Here is a 22,517-nt window from a genome sequence, read left to right as displayed (position 1 = left end):
GCGGAGGGCGGGCCGTCGTCGGCCGTCCCGACCCTGTGGAGAGCGGCCTCAGCGGCCCACGAGCGACGCCGGGTTGAGGCTCGCGAGCAGCGGGCGCAGCCTGCCCGCGCCGGCGTCGCGGGCGGCGAGCACGTCGTCGCTCAGCCGCCACGCGTCGTCCACCTCGGCGTCGGTCGGCGGCGCCGCGGCGAAGACCGCCCGGTCGACGCGGGCGGCGAGCTCGCGCATCCGCTCGTCGGCGGCCGCCTGCTCGAGCCGCGTGCCGTCGGGCTGCGGCGGCTCGCCGCGGTCGCGCAGCCGATCGACGAGCTCGGTCCATGCCCCCTCCGCGCGGTCGCGCGGCGCGTCCGCGCGCCGCCGCCTCCGGCGCCGCACGACCTTCGCGACGACGAGGCCGACGGGCAGCGCCGCGACGAGGGCGAGCAGCCCCAGCACGGCGGCGCCGGCGCCGAGCACGGCCAGCAGCCGCGAGGCCGGGTCGCCGGTGTCCTGCGGCGCGCTCGGCGCCGCTGGGTCGGCGCCCTGCTCCTGTCCTCCCGGGGCCGGCACCGGCGCCTGCTGCGCGGGCGGCTCCTCGACGACCGACGGCGCGCCGTCCTCCTCCTCGGGGATGGGCCGCTCGTCCGCCACCACGTCGATGCCGACCCAGCCGGAGGTGGTGCGCACCTCGATCCAGGCATCCGCGTCGGCGCCGCGGACGACGGTCGGCACGCCGGCCGCGACCACGTCGGGCGTGTAGCCGACCACGACCCGCGCGTCGAAGCCGAGCTGCCGGGCGAGCAGCATCGCGGCCGTCGCGTACTGCTCGGCGTCGCCGATCATCGGCTCGCGGAACAGCTCCTCGAGCCGCTCGAGCGAGTGGCCGGGGCGCGACGGCGCCTCCTCCTCGAGCACGCCGTGGCTGACGTAGCCCGCGGCTCGGAGGCCGTCGACCATGGCGGCGAGCCGCTCGCCCTGCGTGCTCGCCTCGCCCGTCCACGAGGCGAGGGCCTCGAGCATCGCGTCCGGGAGCACCTCGGAGCCCTGCGCGGGATCGGCGGGCTCGAGCGCCGCCACGCCCTCGCCAGCGACCACCGGCGTGCCGGGCTCGACGAGCAGCTGGTAGCCGTCGCCGGCGCCGAGCCCCGGGGCCACGACGAGCGCGCCGAGCGCCGCGTCGCGGTGGAGCCCGGAGGCGAGCAGGTCGGAGCGCGGGCCGACGAACCGGATCCCCGACGCCACGCCGACGCTCGGCAGCCACGGGCCGCGCAGCTCGCCGATCGTGATGCCGACGATGCGGCCCCGCCCCTCCTCGGCGCTCGCGACGCGCTCGAAGGCGGCCCGTCCGACGCCGAGCACCTCGCCGTCGTAGTCGTCGAGCGCGGCGACGCGGATGCGGTCGCCCGGCTCGAGGCCGGTCGCGGTCAGCTGCGTGGCCTCGCGCGCGTCGATCGCCCAGTTCGCGCGGTAGCCCGAGAGCGGCGAGGCGCCCTCGAGCGTCACCGACGACGCGCTGTCGCCGCGCAGCACCACGCGCTCGGGCAGCGGCAGGAGGGCGCCCGCTGCCGCCCCGCCGCCGCCCGCGAGCAGCGCGACGAGCGCACCGGCACCGACGCGGCGCGCGAGCGACGACAGGGCGCGCGGCGCCCGGCTGCGGCGGCGGGCCTGCCGCACGACCGTCACGTACGCCGTGATCGGCACGATCGTCAGCAGTCCCGTGAGCCAGGGCGCGGGCAGGTCGGTCGGTCCCCAGAGGATCGCCCAGATGGCGAGGAGCGCCGGCACGAGCGCCGCGGCCTCCGCGCGGCGCGATCGCAGCGCGAGCGTGACCGCGACGATCGTGCCCGCGAGCACGAGCACGATCGGCGCCATGAGCAGCGAGTCGCCCGTGCCGACGGGCAGGCCGATCGTGAGCAGCCGCCGCCAGGCGAGCACGAGCGCGGCGCTCGCGTCGGCGAAGGCGGGCAGCCACTCGCCGCGCGGTATGCGCTGCGGGGCGGCGAGCGGCACCGCCAGCAGCGCGAGCGCGACGACGCCCATGGTCGCGAGCAGCGCCTTGCTCCAGCGGCGCCAGGCGCCGACCGCCGCGATCGCGGCGCCGACGAGCAGCGCCACGGCGAGCGCGACGACGAGCTGGGGCGTGCCGAAGATCCACCACATCGGCACGCACGCGGCGGCGATCGCGAGCATCACGAGGCCCGCGCCGGGTGCGCGGGCGATCACGGCGACCTCGACTGGCGGATGCCGCGGGCGAGGTCCTCGATCGCGCCGACCGTCACGACGTCGGCGTCCCCGAGCCGCGAGCGCGCCGGCGCCGCGCCGACGGCCGCCCGCACGACGATCGACACCACGCCCGCCGGCATGCCGTTCGCGGCGGTGCGGAGCGTGCGCGGCGCGACGGTCGATCCGGTGATGAGCCAGGCGACGCTGCCGGGCGCCCCGCCGCGGGAGGCGCGGGAGGCCTGCGCGATGCCGTGGGCGCTGCGCGGCTCGAGCACCGCGAGCGCGTCGAGCAGCCGCTCGCGCGTGGCGGCGTCGATCGGCTGCGCCGCGCCGCGCTCGGTCGCCGGGCTCTCGACGACGCGCACGGTGCGACGGTCCGCGATCGCGGCGAGCGCGAGGGTGCCGACGAGCGAGAGCGCGAGCTCGAAGTCGTCGCCGTCGTACTCGGAGGGGTCGGTGGAGACGACGATGAGCGTGTCGGCGCGGCGCGACGGCTCGAACTGGCGCACGAGCAGGGTGCCGTGCCGCGCGCTCGAGCGCCAGTGCACGAGCCGCCGGTCGTCGCCCGGCGAGTACTCGCGCAGGCTGTGGAACGAGACGTCGTCGGCGGTGCGCTCGGCGGCGGCCTCGCCGTCGAGGTCGCGGACGATGCCGCCAGCACCGCCCGGCAGCCGGACGACGCGCGGGTGCACGACGAGCGTGCGCGTCTCGGTCAGGTGGTGCCGACGCTCGAGCACGCCGAACGGGTCGGTGCGGAGGATCGTGGCAGGGCCGATCGTGCGCAGCCCGCGCCTCGAGGTGTCGAGCGGCACGCTGCGCAGCACGCTCGCGCCGACCTCGAGCGGCGGGATCTCGAGCACGGCCTCCTCGTCGCCCACGTTGAGGTCGACCTGGCGGGGCGTCGCGGCGCGCGACGGACGGGCGATCTCGACGAGCGCGAGCGCCTCCGAGCCGACCGGCACGCGCTCGGCGCTCAGGCCGATCCTGGCGCGCGCCCACCGCTCGCCGACGATCCACGGGATCGCGCCGAGCATGAGGCATCCGGCCGCGACGGCCGCGACGATCGCCTCGCTCCAGCCGAGCGTGCGGGCGAGCACGATGCCCATCACGACGGTCGCCAGCAGCGTCCACCCCCACGGGGTGAGCGCGCGCAGGGCGCCGTCGAGCCAGCGCATGTCAGCGCCTGGGCGGCGCCACGGTGAGCATGAGCTGCTGCACGATGCTCTCGGGCCGGACGTCGTCGAACTCCGCCTCGGGCTGCAGCACCAGGCGGTGCGCGAGCGCGGGCACCGCGAGCGCCTTGACGTCGTCGGGGGTCACGTAGTCGCGCCCGTGGATCGCCGCCCATGCCCGCGCCGTGCGGACGAGCGCGAGCGCCCCGCGCACCGAGACGCCGAGGCGCACCTCGTCGGCCTCGCGCGTCGCCTCCACGAGCCGCGCGACGTAGTCGACGATCGAGGGCTCGACATGCACGCCGCGGATGACGGCCGCCATCGCCTGCACCGTCGCCGCATCCGTCACCGGGCGGATGTCGTCCGGCGAGACCTCGTCGCCGGAGTCGGCGAGGATGCGGAGGGTCGACGCGTGGTCGGGGTAGCCGATCGACGCCTTGAGGGCGAACCGGTCGAGCTGCGCCTCGGGCAGCTCGTAGGTGCCGGCGTGCTCGATCGGGTTCTGCGTGGCGATCACCATGAACGGCTGCGGCACCGAGTGCGGCACGCCGTCGACCGTGACCCGGCCCTCCTGCATCACCTCGAGCAGCGCCGACTGCGTCTTGGGGCTCGCGCGGTTGATCTCGTCGGCGAGCACCACGTTCGCGAACACCGGGCCCTGCCGGTACTCGAACTCGCCGGCGCCCTGGCTCCACACGCTCACGCCGGTGATGTCGCCGGGCAGCAGGTCGGGCGTGAACTGGATGCGCGTCGCCGTGCCCGAGATCGAGGCCGCGAGCGCGCGGGCGAGCGACGTCTTGCCGGTGCCGGGGTTGTCCTCGATGAGCAGGTGGCCGTGGCTCAGCATCGCGGTGAGCGACAGCTGCACGACGTGCGGCTTGCCGACGAGCACCCGCTCGACCCGCTCGACCACTCGCTCGGACAGCTCCTGGATGCTCGCGACGTCGACGCCCACGGGCGGCTCCCCTCTGTTCACAGCCCGCAGCCCGCCACGGTGGGCGACGGATCCCGGAGGGGATCGGACTCCAGATAGGTTACGACGCCCCACGCCTCGACCCTGGTCGCCCCGGCGGGCACCCGCGACGTCGACGGCCGCTCGTCGGTCCACCGGCCGTCGACGAGGTACCGGGCGACGACGCTCCCCCGCGCATCCGAGGTGGCGTTGACGGGCGCGCGCGCGTCGAGCGGCACGAGCGGCGTGCACGCGTCGACGGTCGCCCGCAGGCTGAGCGGCATCGCGCTGCCCACCGTCGTCGGCTCGGAGCAGACGGCCCCGGAGCCGGCGCCGGACGGCGCGCAGACGCGCACGTCGACGGAGGCCTCGCGCCCGTACGTGAAGGAGGTGGTGGTGGGCGTCACCCACGACCCCACGCCGATCCGCTGCCAGACCGGATCCGTCGCCTGCGGCGACTGCACGGTGCGCGCCTCGAACCAGAGGCCGTCGGCGGCGGACGGGATCGCGACGATCTGCACGTCGCGGGCGTCGTCGCGCACCTGCGCCTCGCCCGCCGCGATGGTGACGTCGGAGGGCGCGACGGGGGACGGCCGCCCGAACACGGGGTCCGAGACCGAGACGGCGCAGTGCCAGCCGTTGTCCGCCGTGACGGCGACGACGGCGCGCGCGCCCTCGGCGATCGTGAGGGTCGCGTTCAGCGCCGCGGTGCCCGCCGGCTCCCCCGTGCCGGCGCTCGAGCAGCCGAGCGACGGGACGTCGGCCGCGGCGACGATGCGGGCGGTGTAGCGCACCCTCGCGGCGCCGCCGGCGTCGACCGCCGACCAGCGCGCGGTCACGCTGCCGCCGCTGCGGTCGGTGATGAGCACGGGCGCCGTGCCCGGCTCGCCGACCGCGGTGAACGGCACCGGTGCGGCGGGCCAGCGCCACGCGTCGTCCGGGACGCCCGCGTCGTTGGCCGCCGCGACCTCGATCGCGTACGGCCGACCGGGCGTGAGCCCCGCGATCACCGCAGTGCGCTCGGCCGCGCCGACCCGCACGAGCCGATCCGTGCCGCTGCCCGTGATGCGCACGAGGTACGCCTCGATCGGCGTGCCGCCCTGCGGCTGCGGCACGGCGCGCCACGCGACGCGAACGGCACCGGGCTCCGCGTCGGGCACCGCGGCCACGCCCTGCACGAGGGCCGGCAGCCGGTCGGCGTGCACCGGCTCGGAGGGGGCGGACTGCTCGCTCTCGCCGAGCGCGTTCGTCGCGATCGCGCGGAGCCGCAGCTCGACACCGGCCTGGAGCCCCTCGATCGTGCATCGCGGCTGCGCACCGCACGCCACGTCGACGCCGGGACCGACGACGCGGTAGCCGGTGATCGGGCTGCCGTTGTCGACCGGCGGGTCGATCGCCATGCTCACGACGCCGTCGACGTGCTCGTCGAACACCTGCACGGGGGGCGCCGGCGCATCCGGCACGTCCTGCACGGTGATCGTGATCGGGCTCCATACCCCGCGCCGCGGATCGCCGGTGATGTCGAGCACGAGCACCTGCACGATCGTCGCTCCGATCACGGCGCCCGGGCGGGCGGACAGCGTCACGGCGCCGTCCTGCAGCCCGGCGTCGATGCCGCGCGCGGCGGCGCCGGTGGCGCGGAGCGCGCCGATCCGCAGCGGCGCGTCGGGGAACGGGTTCGACGCCTCGTCGTTCTCGAGCGGCGCCACCTGCCCGCTCGTGCCGCGCTGCAGGGTCACCGCGTCGGCGACCGGTGAGACGAGCGGCCGCGTGGTGGAGATGACCGACAGCACGACCGTGCCGGGCACGCCGGCGCCCGCCCCGTCGCGCGCACCCACCTGCAGCTCGGCGGTGGTGCCGGGATCGGTGTCGGGCAGCGCGCGCACGGTGAGCGCCGAGCCGCTGACCGACGCCTCGAAGCCCTCCGGCGTCCCGTCGACGAGCGACCAGGTCGCGGCGGCGAGCCGCGCGGGGTCCGGGGCGCGCGTGACGCGCGCGAGGTCGATCGTGCGCTCGCTGCCGGGCTCGAGCTGCACGAAGGAGCCGAGCACCGTGAGCGGCACGTCGTCGCCCGCCGTCACCTCGATCGGCAGCACGATCCTGCCGACCCGTCCGTCGGGATCGGTGGGGCTGTCGCCGTCGGTCACCTCGAAGGTGATGCTCGCCGGGCCGAAGTAGCCGGGCGGCGGCACGAAGCGCAGCGTGCGCTCGTCGATGACCGGGTTCGAGCCGTCGGTCGGCGACGCCTCGACGGCGCTCGCGTCGGTGAGCAGCGCGCCGTCGCCGTCGACGGTGACGACCACCGCGTCGATGTCGATCTCGAGCGTCTCCCCGGCTGCCACCGTGAGCGGCGCGACGCCCGGCCGCAGCTGCGGCAGCGCATCGAGCCTGCCGGGCACGGCGATCACGGCGGTCGCGACCTCGCCGGGCGCGTCGGTGCGCGAGACCGAGAAGGGCACGAAGCGCGTGCGGTCGGCGACGGCGATCTCGATCGTGCCGTCGTCGCGGAGCGCGACGCCCTCGACGGCCATGGGGAGGTCGGCCTCGAGCACGTCGGTGCGGCCGTCGCGCACGGACGCGTGCGCGAGCGGCGAGATGCGCACCGCGTCGGCGTCGGCGATCGACTCGATGTCGACCTGCACGTCGTCGACGTCGGCCACCGGCGGCGGCGCCGCGGGGTCGACCTCGATGCGCAGCCAGCTCGACGACCTCGTGCCGGCGGCGTTCTCGACGGTCACCACGACCCCGATGCTCGTCGCCTCGAGCCCCGCGGTCACGAGCACGGCGCCGTCGCGCACCTCGGCGGACGCACCCGGCGAGCCGGTCTCGACGCCCACGATCTCGAGCGGGAGCCCGGCGGGGTCGCTGTCGTTGTCGAGCACCGGCACGACGAGCGTGGAGTCGGGGCGCATGACCGCCTCGTCGGGGCGCAGCACCGGCGGCAGTGCGGCGTCCGGCTCGACGACCGCGACGCGCACGGTGCCCTCGCTCACCGCGCCCAGGTCGTCGACGACCCGGTAGCGGAAGGCGTCGGTGCCGAAGGAGTAGTCGCCCGCCTGGTAGCGCAGCGTCGATCGGCCCTCCCGCGTCACGAACCCGAGCGCCGGGGCCGACGACGGGCCGAGCAGCTGCACGGGGTCGCCGTTCGGATCGGCGTCCGAGAGCGGCAGCGGGATGTCGATGCTCGCGCCCGCGACGACGCGCGCCTCCACGGTCGGCGCGTCTGGCGCGGCGTTCGTGGTGCTCGCCTGCGCCGCGACCCGGAGCGTGATGTCGGCGGTCGCCGTCTGGCCGTCGGGGCCGCGGACGCCGTAGGTGGCGGTGAAGGTGCCGGCCGCGTCGCCCGCGACGTACCGCATCCGCTCCCCGTCGACGAAGAGCATGCCGGCCTCGGGCGGGGCGACGATCTCGGTGTCGAGGGTGAGCGCGAGCCCGTCGGGCTGCTCGTCGTTCACGAGCACGGGGATCTCGACGAGCCCGCCAGGGCGCAGCGTCACCTCGTCGTCGCGCGCGATCGGCGGCTGCACCGATGCGGCGGCGGCCGACGAGACGAGCACCTCGCCGGTCGTCGTGGCGACGCCGTTCGTGACGGTGTACCGCACCGTCGCCTGCTCGGCGAGGTCGTCGGTGAGCGTGAGCCGCAGCCGCTCGGCGTCGACGACCTCTGCCCGCACCGCGGCCGAGTCGCTCTCGGCCGTGCGCAGCGCGATGACGCCGCCGGCGGGGTCGTGCGCGAGCCGATCGACGTCGATGGCGACGGTGCCGATCGCGGGGAGCGCGACCCGCTCCGGCATGGTCACGGGCGCCGACGAGGCGTCGGCGCCGTCGAGCACCCGGACGACGACCGCGCCCTCCTGCGTGGCCTGGCCGTCGGTCACGACGTAGTCGAACCGCAGGAGGCCGGGCTCGGTCGGCGTGACGACGATCGTGTCGTCGGCGAAGCTGGGCTCGACCGGCTGGGACGCCGCGACGACGTTGTGGAGGCTGAGGGGGCCGGCGCCGCCCTGCGCGGCGAGCAGCGGCTCGAGCACGAGGCGCTGGCCGACGCGGGTGACCGCGGTCACGGGCTGCGCGGCGATCGCCACCGACCCGGCGTGCACGGTCACGGCGATCGCCTCCGTCGACGTCGACCGCCCGTCCGAGACGGTCACCTCGATCTCGCGCTGCGCGCCCGCGAGCCCGTCCCGGAACTCGAGCCGCCCGTCCGCCCGGACGCTCACGCTGTCGGGAGCGTCGACCGTCGCGTCGACGACCGCGAGCGGGTCGCCGTCGGGATCGACCCAGCCGTCGAGCGCGTCGAGCGCGAGCGTGCCGCCGGCGGCGACGGTCGCCTGCACGGGCCGCTCGAGCACGGGCGGCTCGTTGCCGCCGCGCACGGTGACGGTCGCGGCCGCAGCCGCCGTCGCGGTGCCGTCGGAGATCTCGTACGCGATCCGCGTCACGCCCTCCTCCGGCGCCTCGAGGCGGATGCTGCGGCCGTCGGGCGCGATCGAGGCGGCCGCGTCGGCGCGGTCCGACTCGACCTCGGTGAGCACGATCGGGTCGCCGTTCACGTCGGTGTCGTTGAGCAGCACCGGCAGCAGCGTGACGGCGCCCGGCCGTGCACCGAGCGCGTCGTCCTCGGCGATCGGAGGGGCGGGCGCGGCCTCGACGACCTCCTCGACGGTCTCGCCCTCCGCGGGCTGCTCCGGGGCGGGGCTGTCGCCCTCGGTCTCCCAGCCGACGATCCGCTCGCCGTCGTGGTCGATCGCCCACGCGTCGCCGCTGCCGTCGTCGACGAGCGCGGTCGCGCTGCCGCGCTGCAGGATGCGCAGGTCGGGGTCGAGCGCGACCTCGTCGAGCCCGAGCACGACCGGCTCTGCGTCGGCGCAGTCGCGCCAGCCGACGCCGTCGCTCCAGGCCGCGAACGTGCATCCCTCGCGCACGACCGGCGCGGCCGGCACGCCGCCGGAGCCGGATGCGAGCACCTCCTGGGTCGGCACCCCGAGCGCCTGGCGCACGAGCGCGTCGCCGGTCGCGTAGAGCACGGCGCTCGCGCTCGGCCCCGGCTCCTGCAGGCGCACGTCCTCCCCCTCGACCGAGGTCTGCCACGTCCGCGTCGAGAGCACGCCGGATCCGGCGTCGAAGAGCACCCACTCGTCGCCGAGCGCCGTCAGCTGCAGGGCCGGCGCCGACGGCGAGACGGGGGCGCGCTCGCTCGCGACGGTCTCGCCCGCCTCGTCCAACCGCAGCACGCGGCCGAGGCCGGGCGAGGCGGCGAGCAGGCTGTGCTCGCCGAGCACCGCGACGCCGCCGCGGCCGAGCGCGACGACGGGCTCGCCGAGCTGCGCGCCCTCCGCGATCGCGCCGGTCGTGGTGCGCCACACGTCGCCGGTGCTCGGCGCGGTGACGACGACGCGGTCGTCGCGCACGCCCACGACCGCGCCGGCGACGATCGGAACGGCCGGCCCGGGCTGCGCCTCGCCGTCGCGCACGACGCGCACGGTGGAGGCGTCGCGATCGACGAGGACGGTGCCGCTCGGGCTCTGGTGCGCCTCGTCGACGCCTCCGACCCGCACGATGCGCTCGATGGTGCCGTTCGCGGTGTTCGCGAGCCCGATCGCGCCGGCACCGCCGTTGGCGACCCAGACGCTCGACCCGTCGAGCTGCGGCTGCACCGCGACGTAGCCCGGGCTCAGCACCGCACCGGCGACGACGCCGGCGACGAGCAGCGTGCCCAGCGCGGCGCCGGCGGTGCGCCGCTTCACGGCAGCGGCTCCCCGCACGCGGTCGTGACGTCGCCGGTCGAGCCGTCGCGGTTCACCGCGATGTCGATGCAGAGCCGCTCCCCCGCGTCACCGGTCATCGTGAACTCGCGCCCGCCCTGGATGAGCGCATCGCCCGTCGACGTGCGCACGTGGTAGGTGTCGGTGTCGACGAGGCCGGGGTCTGGCCATGCGAACACCACGCGGCCCGACTCCGGCGTCACGGCGACGTCGGCGACCACCGGGATGCGCTGCGAGACGCTCGAGAGCGCCACGGCCGCGACGGCGACGATGCCGAGCACGACGACGCTCGCGAGGCCGACGCCGAGGCCGACCGCGAACCGCTTCGGCTGCTGCGGCTGCCGCCTGCCGGTCGAGGCGGAGATGTCGATGCGGCTGCCGGTGATGCCCGGCGACCGGCGCGAGCGGCGCTGGCGCAGCCGCAGGGCATCGGCGTCCTCGTCCGAGGCCGTCTCGGGCAGCGGCGCCGCCGCCCACGCGTCGACCTCGACCTCGATCGGCGTCTCGTCGAACCCGAGCTCGCGCTGCACGCCCTGCAGCTCGAGCAGCATCTGCTCGACGCTCTCGAAGCGGTCCGCGGGCCTCGCCGCGAGCGCGCGGTCGAGCACGCGGCGCAGCGGCGCCGGGATCGCGCGGGACGGCAGCAGGTCGTGGGCGATGATCCGCTCGGTGAGGGCGGCGTGGTCGTTGGCCCTGCCGGGGTGCTCGGCGGGGCTGCGGCCCGCGACGAGCGAGAAGAGGGTCGCGCCGAGCGACCACACCTCGGTCGCGATCGTGCCGCCCGTCTCGCCGCGCAGCACCTCGGGGGCGGCCCAGGGCACGGAGACGCCCGCGGTCTCGGTCGCGTCGTGCTGGAGCCCGGCGATGCCGAAGTCGCTGAGCACCGGGTGGCCGAACGCGGTGGTCAGGATGTTCGCGGGCTTGATGTCGCGATGCAGCACGCCCGCGCGGTGCGCGGTCTCGATCGCCGCGCCGACCCGGATGGCGACGCGCAGCGCCGCCTCGGGCGCGAGCGGCTCGGTGCGGAAGCGCTCGCCGAGCTCGGGGCTCGCGAGCTCCATCACGAGGTAGGGCCGGCCGTCGCTCGCGACGCTCGCCCCGAAGACCGTCAGGATGCCCGGATGGGACGACAGCCGCCCCATGAGGTTGACCTCGCTGCGGAACGAGCGGCGGACGTCCTCGTCGACGAGCTCGGCGAGCAGCACCTTGACCGCGACGGGGCGGCGCGGCAGCGCCTGCTCGTACAGGAACACGTCGGCGTAGCCGCCCGTGCCCAGTACGTGCAGGTGCGAGTAGCCGGGGAGGACCGGCGGCGCTGAGGGGAGCCGCCTCGCCATCAGGACCGCCTGGTCTCCTCGTCGCGCAGCGTCGTCCGCGGGACGGTGCGGTCGACGTCGTCGACCGTCGGCGCCTTCGTCACGTCGATGACGATGACGGTCACGTTGTCGCGGCCGCCGCTGTCGAGGGCGGCGGAGACGAGCGCGGAGGCGGCGGCGGCGGGCTCGTCGTGCTCCCAGAGGATGCGCTCGATCTCGATGTCGTGCACCTCCTTGGTCAGCCCGTCGGAGCACACGAGCAGCCGCAGCTGCGGCATGATCGGCAGCAGGAAGTAGTCGGGCACCGGGTCGATGCCGGCGCCGACGCCGCGCGTGACGACGTTGGCCTCCGGGTGCGTCTCGGCCTCCTCCTCGGTGAGGAGCCCGGCGTCGATGAGCTCCTGCACGACGGAGTGGTCGATCGTGATGCGGGTGAGCCGCTCCCCGAGCATCGCGTAGGTGCGCGAGTCGCCGACGTTGAAGACGGCGAAGTGCGGTGCCCCCTCGTGCATCGCGAACGCGCAGCCGGTCACGGTCGTGCCGGCGGATCCCTCGCCGTCGCCCAGCTTCTCGATCTCGTCGGTCGCGCGGCGGAGCGCCTCGACGACGTCGATCGGCTCGACCGACTCGAGCGAGCCGAGGCCGCCCAGCTGCTCGGCGACGGCCTTGCTCGCGAGGTCGCCGTGCGAGTGGCCGCCCATGCCGTCGGCCACCGCGAACACCGGCGGCTGCGTGACGAGCGAGTCCTCGTTGTGCTGGCGCCGGAAGCCGGTGTCGGTGGCGCCTGCCCAGCGCACCGCGAACTGCCGGCCCTCAGGCCCCTGTGTGGCGTGCTCGCCGGTCGCCGCTCCGATGTGGGTCACGATCCCCAGTCTTCCATGCCGTGGCTGATGCGCCCGCATCGCGCGCGCACGCCGTCCAGCTAGAGCCGGCCCTTGAGGATCCGGTGCCAGTACACCTGCGGGAGCGCGTAGCGGTCGAGCGCGTACCAGAGCGGGCTCGAGCGGATCTCGTCCGGCACCGGCAGGCTGCGCCGCACGCGGAGCTCCCGGTCGTACTCGCCGAACGAGAGGCTGCGTCGCGCGGTCATGATCGGTGCGACGGTGTAGCCGTCGTACCGCTGCAGCGGCTGCCCGCCACGAGCGCGGCGGATGTTCTCGACGACCGTCGTGACCTGCTTGCGCAGGGCGCCGCCGGTGCGCGCGTCGCCGAGGTCGGCGCCGTCGCCGACCGCCCAGATGCGCGGGTGCTCGGGGTGGCGGAGCGTCTCGGGATCGACGGCCACGAAGCCGCCGGTGCCCTCGGCGTCGAGCCCGGACGCCGCGATGAACGCGTGGGGCGCGTACGGGGCGTGGAGCACGATGAGGTCGGCGTGCTCGGTGCCGGAGCCGTAGGGGCCGACGAGCGCGACCGCGTCGCCGTCGATGCTCTGGAGGCGGGTGCCGAGCCGGGCGTCGACGCCGTAGTCGTCGAGGTGGCGGCGGATCTCGCGCTCGATCGCCTCCACCTGGTGGAGCCGTGCGCCCTCGTGGACGAGCACGACCTCGATGCGGTCGAGCACGCCGGCGGCGCGCCACGTGTCGCACGCGATGAACAGCGGCTTGAAGGCGGTCTCCTGGCCGGAGGCCGGCTGGCCGTGCACGTGGAAGATCGCGCGGCCGCTCGTCGGGGCGGCGATGCGGGACCGCGCGCGGTCGAGCTCGCGGTCGTCCCACGTCGTGATCGCGGTGCCCTCGGCGAGCGCGCGCTCCGCGCCGGGGAGCAGCGACCAGTCGATCCGGGCGCCGGGGGCGAGCACGATGTCGGCGCCGCGCACCTCGCGGCCGTCGGCGCAGCGCACGATGCGGCGCACCGGGTCGATCGCGACCGCGGCGGTGCGGTACCACTCGACGCCGTCGGGCACGAGCGAGGACTGGTCCCGGACGAGCTCCTCCGGGCGCGCGCGGCCCGTGCCGACGTAGTGCTGCAGCGGCTTGTAGACGTGCCGGTCGGCGGGCTCGATCATGCCCACGTCCCTGCAGCCCTTGCGGAGCAGGTGGGCGGCCGCCGACAGGCCGCCGTTGCCGCCCCCGACCACCAGGACGTCGTGCACGCGTTCGCTCGTCATGCCGCGACGCTACTCCCCGGACCTCTGCCCGAGCACCCAGTCGGGAGCGCCCTTCGCGTCGACGATGTCGCGCAGCAGCGGCGCCATCGAGAGGCCGGGGTCGATGGCCATCGCGAGCTCGGCGCAGCGGCCGGCGGTGCGGCCCCGGCCGACGAAGAAGTGCAGGAAGCCGACGATCACGAGCAGCGGCGCCCGCGCGTCGAGCGGCGTCGCCTCGGCGATGGCCGTCCAGCGGCGCAGCCGCTCGTGGAGGCGGTCGGCATCGGGCGCCGGACCGCAGCCCAGGAAGCGCTCGGCCGCGTCGTCGGCGGCGAGCGCGCCGTCGCGGTCGATGGCGGCGAGCGTCGCCGCGGCAGCGTCGGGGCCGTCGAGGGCCAGCTCGATCGCGATGTCCCGCAGCACCGGCCGGGCGACGAGCGCGACGGCGACGGCCGCGGCCTTCGCCGGGTCGATGCCGAGCGGCCCCGGACCGGCATCGAGCCGCGGCGCGAGGTCCACCGCGCGCTCGAGCGCCGGGATCGCCGCCTGCGCCGCGGCCTCGACCTCGACGACGCCGAGCGCGTCGAGCCACCGCGCGACGGCGAGCGCCGCGGGGCCGTCGGTGCCGCTCGGCGCACCGGGCAGCGGCGGGAGCTCCGGCACGCCGGGCGCCGGGTCGTCGAGCAGGTCCAGCTCGGCGAGCGGTCCGCGGGCGCCCTCGGGCATCGCGTAGTCGCCCCACGCGTCGGGCGCGAGCGCGAGCAGCTCGAGGCAGCGGATGCCGTCGCGCGCGAGCCGCTCGGCGAGGGTCGTGAGCGCCGCATGGAGCGGCAGCGGCGCCGCGCCGAGCGGCTCGGCGAGGCACGCGACGAGCACCACGGCGTCGGCGCCCTGCGCCCCCGTGCGGATCGCGCGGGCGATCGCGGGGACGGAGCGCCGGGCGGGGAGGTCGAGCACCATCGGCATGCCCGACCTGCCGCTGCGGAACGGCAGCGCGACGAGCGCGGGCGGCTCGGGCGCCCCGACGAGGCGCGGCAGCAGCCGGAGGAGGGATTGCGGGGTGCTGATGCGGACGGTGTCCATGGCGCGCACTCTGCGGCACCCGCGTCATCCGTCGCTTGCCGCGGGCACCCGGCTGTGGACAACGGCGACGGGAGGGTACGCCTCCGGCCGGAGGTCAGCGCGCGCCGGTTAGCCTGTGGCCCATGATGCGCACCAGACCGCCGCTGCAGGGTTCGTTCGGAGCGGTCGCGTCGACGCACTGGCTCGCGTCCTCGAGCGGCATGGCCGTGCTCGAGCGCGGCGGCAACGCCGCCGACGCCGCGGCCGCCGCGGGCTTCGTCCTGCACGTGGTCGAACCGCACCTCAACGGACCGGGCGGCGATCTGCCCGCCATCGTCCGTCGCCCGGGGCAGCCGCCGCAGGTGCTCGCCGGTCAGGGCGTCACGCCTGCGTCGGCGACGATCGAGCGGATGCGCGCGGAGGGCATCGAGCACATCCCCGGCACCGGGCTGCTCGCGGCGGTCGTGCCGGGCGCGGTGCCCGCGTGGCTCGCCCTCGTGCGCGACCACGGCTCCTGGGCGCCCGCCGACGTGCTCGCGTTCGCGATCGAGCTCGCGGAGCGCGGCCACCGCGTGCTCCCCCGCGTCGCCCGCACCATCGCCGGGCGGGCCGACTTCTTCCGCGAGCACTGGGCCTCCTCCGCGGCGCTGTGGGCCGACCCCGCCCCCGCCGCGTGGGACGTCATCCGCAGCCCGGTGCTCGCCGAGACCTACCGCCGGCTCGCCGACGCCGGCCGCGGCAAGGGCCGCAAGGCCGCGTGCGATGCGGCGATCGCCGCCTGGAGCGAGGGCTTCGTCGCCGAGGCGATCGACCGGCACGCGCGGCAGCCGGCGATGGACTCCACCGGCGCTGCGCACGCGGGGCTCCTCACCGGCGACGACCTCGCCGCCTGGCGGCCCACCTGGGAGGACACGGTCGCGATGCAGTGGCGCGGCACGACCGTGCACAAGGCGGGCGCGTGGTCGCAGGGCCCGGCGCTGCTCGCTGCGCTCGGCATCATGGACCCGCTGCTGCCCGATCGCGCGGAGGCGTTCGACGCCGACCTCGTGCACGTCGCGGCGGAGGCGACGAAGCTCGCGCTGGCCGACCGGGACGCCTGGTTCGGCGACGGCGCCGATCTGTCGCGGCTGCTCGACGCGGACTACCTCGCCGAGCGCAGGGCGCTCATCGACGGCACGGCCTCGCTCGAGCTGCGGCCGGGCCCGCTCCGCGGGGACCCGCGCCTGGCGCGCATGCCTGAGGGCGCGCCGGCGACCCGCGCCGCCGGCACCGGCGAGCCCACTCGCGGCGACACCTGCCACATCGACGTCGTCGACCGGTGGGGCACCGTGATATCCGCGACCCCCTCCGGTGGCTGGCTGCAGTCGAGCCCCGCGATCGCGGAGCTGGGCTTCTGCCTCGGCACGCGGGCGCAGATGCTCTGGCTCGAGCCCGGCCTGCCGACGAGCCTCGCGCCGAGCATCCGCCCGCGCACGACCCTCTCCCCCACGATGCTCGTCGACGACGACGGGACGACCGCCGCGCTCGGCACGCCTGGCGGCGACCAGCAGGACCAGTGGCAGCTGGCGATGCTGCTGGGACTGCGCGTGCTCGGCCTCGACCCGCAGGCGGCGATCGACGCGCCCTCGTGGCACGTCACGCACCTCGTGTCGTCGTTCGAGCCGCGCACGTGGGAGCCCGGCGGCCTGCACGTCGAGTCGCGCCTGGGCGACGCGACGATCGCTGAGCTCCGCCGCCGCGGGCACGTCGTGACGGATGCCGGCCCGTGGTCGCTCGGCCGGCTCTCGTTCGCGTCGCACGAGCCCGACGGCACCATCCGGGCCGCGTCGAACGCGCGCGACGAGCAGGGCTACGCCGCGCTGCGGTGAGCCCGCCCGCTCAGGCGAAGAGCGCCGAGATCTCCTCGACCGTCTCGGCCTCGAGCTCGCCGCCGCCGGCCGCCGCGTTCTGCGCGACCTGCTCGGGGCGCGTCGCGCCGGCGATGACGCTCGTGACCGCGGGCTGCGCGAGCAGCCACTGGAAGGTGGCGTCGAGCATCGTGCGGTCGGCGCGGCGGACGATCCGCTCGTACTCGGCGATGCGCGACCAGTCGGTCTCCTCGAGCAGCTGCGGCTTGAGCGCCGTGAGCCGCGCACCCTCGGGGCCGGTGCCCTGCGAGTACTTGCCCGAGAGCAGGCCGTTGGCGAGCGGGAAGTAGGGCAGGAAGCCGATCCCCACCTCGAGCACGGCGGGCAGCACCTCGCGCTCGACCTCGCGGGCGACGAGCGAGTACTCGTCCTGCGCCGAGACGAAGCCGTGCTCGCTCTCGACCTCGGCCGCCTCGCCGATCTGCTCGGCCGAGAAGTTGGAGTGGCCGTACGCGCGGATCTTGCCCTCGGCGACGAGCTCGTCGAGCGCGCGCACCGTCTCCTCGATGGGCGTCGAATCGTCGGGCGTGTGCAGCTGATAGAGGTCGATCCGGTCGGTCTGCAGGCGGCGCAGCGACGCCTCGACGGCGTTGCGGATGTACGTGCGCGCGCCCTTAGGGCCCCACGACTCGGTGCCCTCGATCGCGAAGCCGGAGTGGCCCCACTTCGTCGCGAGCACGACCTTGTCGCGCCCGGCGCTCCCCGCCTTCGCGAGCGCGACGCCCATGAGCGTCTCGGAGGTCGTGGCGGGGTTGCCATAGATGTCGGCGGTGTCGAAGAGCGTGATGCCGTGGTCGATCGCCGCGTGGATGACGGCGTCGGTGCCCGCCTGATCCTCCGTCGCCGTGCCCCTGCGGCCGAAGTTGTTGCATCCGAGGCCGATGGGCGAGACCTCGATGCCGCTGTTCCCGAGCGTGCGCGTCATGCCTCCACCCTAGGACCCGTCGGCATCGAGGCCGCGCCGCTACGGGCGGCCGCCGGGGCCGCCCATGCCGCCGCCTGCGCCTCCGCCCTGGCCGCCCATGCCGCCGCCACCGCCGGTCGCGGTGCCGAGCGTCACGGCCGTCTCGGTCCCGTCGACGACGACCGTCGCGGCGTCTCCGGTCAGCCCGGCGGCCGAGAACACCACGTTCGAGAACGCCGCCTCGGCGTCGAACGTCGCGATCGTCGCGCCTTCCGCGTCCAGGACCTCGATCGTCGAGCCGGCGTCGCCGGTCGCCTGCGCCTGCAGCCACGGCTGCGTCGACGCGGCGTCCGGCGACTCCGCCATGCCCGCGGCGCCGACCGCGAGGAGCGTGCCGCCGGTGACGGTCAGCCCCCCGTTCGCGTCGAGCGCGCCGTTGCCGTCGCTCGACGGCCCCCAGACCACGACCGTGCCGCCCGAGACCTCGATCGAGCCGTTGGAGTCGAGGCCGTCGCCGCCCGAGCGGAGCGTCACCTCGCCGCCGGTGATCGCGACCAGCTCACCGGAGTCGGCCATGCCGCCGCCCATCCCGCCCGCGCCCGCGTCTGCCGCCGACGACCCCGCGGATCCGTTGATCGCGTCGTCGTCAGCCGTCACGTCCACCGCGCCGCCGTCGATCTGCACGAGCGCCGACTCGAGGCCCTCGTCGGAGCCCTCGACGGTGATCGTGCCACCCGCGATCGCGAGCGCGACGTCGGCGTGCAGGCCGTCGCCCGTGGCGTCGACCGTGACCGTGCCGCCCGCGACGAGGATGTCGCTCACGGCGTTCAGGCCGTCGTCGCCGGCCGTGGCGGTGATCGTGCCGCCCTCGATGCGGATCCACCCGCGCTCCGCCTCGTCCGCGTTGTCGCTCTGCAGCGCGTCGCCGCCGGCGGAGAGGGCGAGCGTCCCGTCCTCGACCTGGATCGAGTCCTTGCCGCGCAGCGCCTCGTCGGCGGCGGTGACGGCGATCGTCCCGCCGACGACGGCGAGGTCGTCCTCGCTCGTGATGCCGTCGCCGGATGCCTCGAGGCGCAGGGAGCCGGTGCCGGAGAGCGTCAGGTCCGCCTCCGAGAAGATGGCCGCGCTCGCCTCTGCGTCCTCGGCGTACGTCGAGGTGTCGACGATGGAGCTCTCGCTGCCCTCGGCGAGGTGGATCGCCACGTCGTCCGCCGTCTGCACCTCGATGGCCGGGCCGGCGTCCGAGGCGATCGCGGCGCCGTCGAGCACGAGGACGACCTGGGCGTCCTCGGGAGCCGCCACGACGATGCGGCCGTCGAGCGAGCCGGAGAGCCGGTAGACGCCGGCCTCCGTGATCGTGACGATGCCGTCGGCGCTCGTCACGCCGCTCGCCGCGGTCGCGCCGGTGCCGGCGAGCGTGACGTCGATGGCGTCGTCGACGCTCCACTCGTCCTCGCGCACGACCGTGCCGTCCTCGTTCGCCGATGCGAGCTCGTCGAGGGTCGCGCTGACGACCGACGTCGTCGTGCCGCTGGTGCCGCTCGCCCCGGCCGCGACCTGGGTCAGGCCGGCCTCGACCGCGGTGCAGCCGGCGAGCAGGATGCCGCTCGCGACGATCGCGAGGGCGGGCGCGAACCCGCGCCGCCGGAGGCGTGCGAGGCGGCCGGTGCGCATGCTGGTGGTGTCCATGGGTCTCTCCTGGTGGTGGTGGTGATGATGGTCGGTCGTGGTCGTCATGCGGCGATGCGCTCGGCATCGGCGAAGCACCGGCGCAGCACGCCGTGCCAGCGGTTCGAGGGCAGGTCCGGGCGCAGCGCGGCGAGGCCTGTGGCGAACTTGCTGACGCGGTCGGGACGGTGCCCGGCGCGCCAGAGCAGCCGGTCGACGGGACCGGCGCCGCTCGAGGCCTTCGTCTCGACGATGACGAGGCCGGGCGTCCGCATCGTCGTGCCGTCGTCGAGCTGCCAGGCGAGCTCCGTGTCGACGGTCGCACGGGTGGCGCCGTCGGGCAGCAGCAGGGTCGTGCGCCGGTAGGTCGTCTCGACCACGGGGGCGAGCGGTGGCGCTGCGAGGCCGATCGCCGCGAGGCCCTCGTCGGCGTAGGCGCGGCCGTCGTCGGTGAGCACCTCGCGGTCGTCGAGCGCGTACTCGATGCGCTCCTTCACGGTCGTGCCCCTGCCGCCGCGCGTCTTGAGCTCGAGGTAGGAGCGGCCGGCGTCCACGTAGGTGCGGGTGCGCAGCTTGAAGCGGCGCCGCCGGCCGTGCGCGGCGAGGCGGTAGGCGAGCAGGTCCGGCGAGTCGAAGTAGCAGGATGCGTACGCGAGCGAGCGCTCGCCGTCGATCTCGAGCGCCCGGGTGCCCTCGGGCAGCCGGCCGAGCACGGCGCCGGCATCGCCCGCGTCGAGCGCGTACTTGCGGTCCACGCGGGTCAGCAGCGCTGCGGCTGCCGTGAGCTCGTCGAGCGAGACCGGCTCGAGGCGGCCGAGCGCCTGCGCGACGCCGCTCATGCTGCGACCGCCTGCCGCGCGCGCGGAGCAGGGCTCCATCGCACGTCGACGAGCGTCGAGTCGTCGACGAGGTCGAGCTCGACGACGGTCGCCTGGCGGACCCGGCCTCCGGTGAGCCGCTCGAGCTCGGCGACGAGCTCGAGCTCGTCGACGACCGCGCGGTCGAGGCGCACCATCTGCTGGCGGTGCCCCGCGAGCAGCCGCGGATGGTCGACGATCGCCATCGCCACGATGACGAGCGCGATGAGGCCGATCGCGACCGGCAGGCTGCTGCCGCCGAGGCCCGCGACGAGGCCGATCGCGAGGGATGCGAAGTAGTACGCCACCTCGCGCTGCGAGATCTCGGTCGAGCGGAGCCGGATGATCGACAGCACGCCGAAGAGGCCGAGCCCGACGCCGATCGAGGCGGTGGCGCTCGCGAGCACGAGGCTGACGGCGAGCACGCCGACGTTCACGCCGACGAAGGCGACCAGCAGGTCGCGGCGGCGGTGGCGACGGAAGTAGAGGCCGAAGGCCATCATGGCGATCGCGATCGCGTCGATGCCGATCATGAGGATGTCGTTCACTGGTGCTCCAAGCGTTGCGGGTGCGGTTCGGTCGTGGGGGTCGGGTCCTGGACGGGCGCGAAGACGCCGAAGCGCTGCGCGAGGTAGGTCGCCGCGGCGAGCGCCAGGTCGATGCCGACCTTCGCCGGCAGGAGCGCCGCGCCGGCGGAGACCGCGAGCTGCAGGGCGGTCGCGCCGACGGCGATCGTGCCCGCCGCGAGCAGGGCGTAGCGACGCGCCTGGGCACGGACGCAGCCGGCCGCGACGAACACCCATCGGCGGCCGGCGGCGAAGTGCAGGGCGCCGCTCGCGGCCCGTGCCAGCACGGCCGCGATGCCGGCGACGCCGAGCACCGCGGACAGCGCGACGACGAGCAGCGCGTCGAGCGCGAAGCAGGCGGCGCCGAGCGCGAGGAAGCGGCCGATCGGCGCGAGCAGCGGCGCGACGACGCGCGCGGAGTCGATGAGCGGACGGAAGTGCGACGACGCGTTGCCGGCCAGGTAGATGGTCGCGATCGGTACGCCGCAGAGCGGCACCCGCCGCCTCGACGCCTCGAGCAGCACGCGCTGCTCGTGGTCGAACCGATCGCCCGGCACGGCTGCGATCCACGGCAGCGCGTCGCTCGGGAGACCCCGGAGGCCGGTCTGCGCGTCGCCCACCAGGACGCCGGAGGCGAGCGCGAAGAGCGAGCGGGCGACGGTGTTGCCGACCCGGCTGCGCACCGGCACCGCCCCGGTGAAGCGGCGCTCGCCGAGGGCGATGGCACCGGGCACGATCGCGGCCTCGACGGCGGCGACGTCCTGGGGCCGATGCTGGCCGTCGCAGTCGGCGGTGACGATGTCGGCGCCCGGGTGGGCAGCGCGCACGTGCGCGATGCCGGTGCGGAGCGCAGCGCCCTTCCCCCGGTTGCGCTCGTGCGCGAGGACGGTCGCGCCGCGCCGCCGCACCCCGGCGAGGACGGCGGCGGAGTCCGGGCCGCTGCCGTCGTCGACGACCACGACGTGCCGGGGCGCGAGCGCCTCCACGAGCAGCTCGAGGCGCTCGTCGGGGTCGAGCGCGCAGATCAGGACGACGGCCATCAGCCGGCCACGTACAGGATGTCGCTCGTGGCGCGCTCGCCGCCGTTCGACGGCTCGGTGACGACCTCGCCGTCGACGACCATCGTCGAGGACCCGCCGCCGTCGAGGTTGTACGCGGTGACCGCCCCGAGCCCCTGCACGTAGGCGGCGAGCTCCGAGAGGGTCATGCCCGCGCTCGCGTCGCTGCGGCCGTCGACCACGACGAACGCGGCGCTGCCGTCGGCGAGCACCGCGATCGCGGTGCGGGGCTGGTCGCCCTGGATCGAGTGGTTCCCGATGTTCGTGTCGACCTCGACGGCGTCGATGCCTGCGACGACCTCGCCGTCCTCGACGAGCGCCGGCCCGAACGAGAGGGTCTGCCACGCGCCGTCCGCGAGCAGCTCCTCGCCCGTCGTGGCGGTCTCGTCGACGATGGCCGCGGTGCCGTCGCGGTACAGCACGAGCGCCTCGCGCGCGCCCTCGTCGCGGTACAGCACGCCGTTGCGGATGACGATGCCCGAGTCGCGGAAGCCGTAGTAGTCGCCGTTGATCGCCAGGCTCGCGCCGACGCCCTCCGCGATCACGCTCGGCAGCTCGGTGATGTTCTCGCCGAAGGCGTCGTCGGCGAACGCGCTGCGCAGCTGGGTCATGGCATCGAGGTCGATGACGGCGGTCGTGACGACCGCCGCGTCGGTGCCGCTCCCGACCGTCTCGGTCGTGACCGCGAACGCGGCCGCCTCGGTCGTCGTGGTGACCGCCGACGACCCCTCTGCGGCGGAGGCGCTCACGACCTCGACGTGCTCGACGACGAAGCGGTCGAGCGCCCACGCGACGCCGCCGACGACGGTCATGCACGCGACGAGGGCCCCGGCGATCGCGAGGCGCATGCGAGTGGAGAGCGGGCGGCGGACAGCGGTGCTGGGCGGTGCGGAGTGCATGCCTCCAGGTCTACGGATCGCTCCCTACCCGGAGCAGAAGCGATGCTTGGTCGCGCATGAGCGCCGTCGAGCCGCCAGCAGTGCGTCGGCTATGCACTGGCCC

Annotated in this window: 15 protein-coding genes; 1 reads left to right on the top strand and 14 read right to left on the bottom strand. The window is 75.8% G+C overall.

Annotated elements, in window-relative coordinates; genetic code table 11:
• Window positions 1–48 precede the first annotated feature (48 nt).
• From ACVWW9_RS09720 to ACVWW9_RS09685, 8 genes are read right to left on the bottom strand one after another with little or no spacing between them, the layout of a single operon-like run.
• Window positions 49–2,202 carry a transglutaminase-like domain-containing protein gene (locus tag ACVWW9_RS09720; RefSeq protein ID WP_456515321.1) on the bottom strand — a complete coding sequence of 718 codons (2,154 nt, stop codon included), beginning with the start codon at window positions 2,200–2,202 and terminating at the stop codon, window positions 49–51.
• On the bottom strand, window positions 2,199–3,377 hold the full coding sequence (locus tag ACVWW9_RS09715) for a DUF58 domain-containing protein (RefSeq protein WP_354255348.1): 1,179 nt from the start codon (window positions 3,375–3,377) through the stop codon (window positions 2,199–2,201). The genes ACVWW9_RS09720 and ACVWW9_RS09715 overlap by 4 nt, the downstream gene beginning before the upstream one ends.
• 1 nt (window position 3,378) lies before the next feature.
• Window positions 3,379–4,329, bottom strand: a complete 951-nt coding sequence (locus tag ACVWW9_RS09710) for an AAA family ATPase (RefSeq protein WP_456515320.1) — start codon at window positions 4,327–4,329, stop codon at window positions 3,379–3,381.
• A 17-nt stretch (window positions 4,330–4,346) separates the two neighbouring features.
• Window positions 4,347–10,073, bottom strand: coding sequence for an Ig-like domain-containing protein (locus tag ACVWW9_RS09705; protein WP_456515319.1), 5,727 nt, complete (start codon window positions 10,071–10,073; stop codon window positions 4,347–4,349).
• Window positions 10,070–11,428, bottom strand: coding sequence for a serine/threonine-protein kinase (locus tag ACVWW9_RS09700; RefSeq protein ID WP_456515318.1), 1,359 nt, complete (start codon window positions 11,426–11,428; stop codon window positions 10,070–10,072). Before ACVWW9_RS09700 ends, ACVWW9_RS09705 begins: the two co-directional genes overlap by 4 nt.
• Window positions 11,428–12,270, bottom strand: a complete 843-nt coding sequence (locus tag ACVWW9_RS09695) for a PP2C family protein-serine/threonine phosphatase (protein WP_123697464.1) — start codon at window positions 12,268–12,270, stop codon at window positions 11,428–11,430. Before ACVWW9_RS09695 ends, ACVWW9_RS09700 begins: the two co-directional genes overlap by 1 nt.
• 59 nt (window positions 12,271–12,329) lie before the next feature.
• Complete coding sequence (locus ACVWW9_RS09690; protein ID WP_456515317.1) at window positions 12,330–13,514, bottom strand: NAD(P)/FAD-dependent oxidoreductase; 1,185 nt, start codon at window positions 13,512–13,514, stop codon at window positions 12,330–12,332.
• A 9-nt stretch (window positions 13,515–13,523) separates the two neighbouring features.
• Window positions 13,524–14,576, bottom strand: coding sequence for a hypothetical protein (locus ACVWW9_RS09685; protein WP_456515316.1), 1,053 nt, complete (start codon window positions 14,574–14,576; stop codon window positions 13,524–13,526).
• 122 nt (window positions 14,577–14,698) lie between these two features.
• Here ACVWW9_RS09685 and ACVWW9_RS09680 point away from each other — a divergent pair, with 122 nt between their 5' ends.
• Entirely contained in the window at window positions 14,699–16,423 is a 1,725-nt protein-coding gene (locus ACVWW9_RS09680; protein WP_456515315.1) for a gamma-glutamyltransferase family protein, read from the top strand.
• A gap of 10 nt (window positions 16,424–16,433) precedes the next feature.
• Here ACVWW9_RS09680 and ACVWW9_RS09675 read toward each other — a convergent pair whose 3' ends face one another.
• Genes ACVWW9_RS09675 through ACVWW9_RS09650 form a run of 6 tightly spaced genes read right to left on the bottom strand, consistent with a single transcriptional unit; the run spans window position 16,434 to window position 22,414 of the window.
• Window positions 16,434–17,387: an aldo/keto reductase gene (locus ACVWW9_RS09675; RefSeq protein ID WP_456515314.1), complete on the bottom strand. Its 954-nt coding sequence runs from the start codon at window positions 17,385–17,387 to the stop codon at window positions 16,434–16,436.
• 39 nt (window positions 17,388–17,426) lie between these two features.
• Entirely contained in the window at window positions 17,427–19,055 is a 1,629-nt protein-coding gene (locus ACVWW9_RS09670; RefSeq protein ID WP_456515313.1) for a carbohydrate-binding domain-containing protein, read from the bottom strand.
• 44 nt (window positions 19,056–19,099) lie between these two features.
• Window positions 19,100–19,873 carry a polyphosphate polymerase domain-containing protein gene (locus ACVWW9_RS09665; protein ID WP_456515312.1) on the bottom strand — a complete coding sequence of 258 codons (774 nt, stop codon included), beginning with the start codon at window positions 19,871–19,873 and terminating at the stop codon, window positions 19,100–19,102.
• On the bottom strand, window positions 19,870–20,439 hold the full coding sequence (locus tag ACVWW9_RS09660; protein WP_245989831.1) for a DUF4956 domain-containing protein: 570 nt from the start codon (window positions 20,437–20,439) through the stop codon (window positions 19,870–19,872). Before ACVWW9_RS09660 ends, ACVWW9_RS09665 begins: the two co-directional genes overlap by 4 nt.
• Window positions 20,436–21,497 carry a glycosyltransferase gene (locus tag ACVWW9_RS09655; protein WP_456515311.1) on the bottom strand — a complete coding sequence of 354 codons (1,062 nt, stop codon included), beginning with the start codon at window positions 21,495–21,497 and terminating at the stop codon, window positions 20,436–20,438. Before ACVWW9_RS09655 ends, ACVWW9_RS09660 begins: the two co-directional genes overlap by 4 nt.
• A complete protein-coding gene (locus ACVWW9_RS09650; protein WP_456515310.1) occupies window positions 21,497–22,414 on the bottom strand; it encodes a phosphodiester glycosidase family protein in 918 nt (305 codons plus the stop codon). Before ACVWW9_RS09650 ends, ACVWW9_RS09655 begins: the two co-directional genes overlap by 1 nt.
• Window positions 22,415–22,517 lie beyond the last annotated feature (103 nt).

Source organism: Agrococcus sp. UYP33 (assembly GCF_054060915.1).
This window is presented reverse-complemented; position numbering and strand designations above follow the sequence as displayed.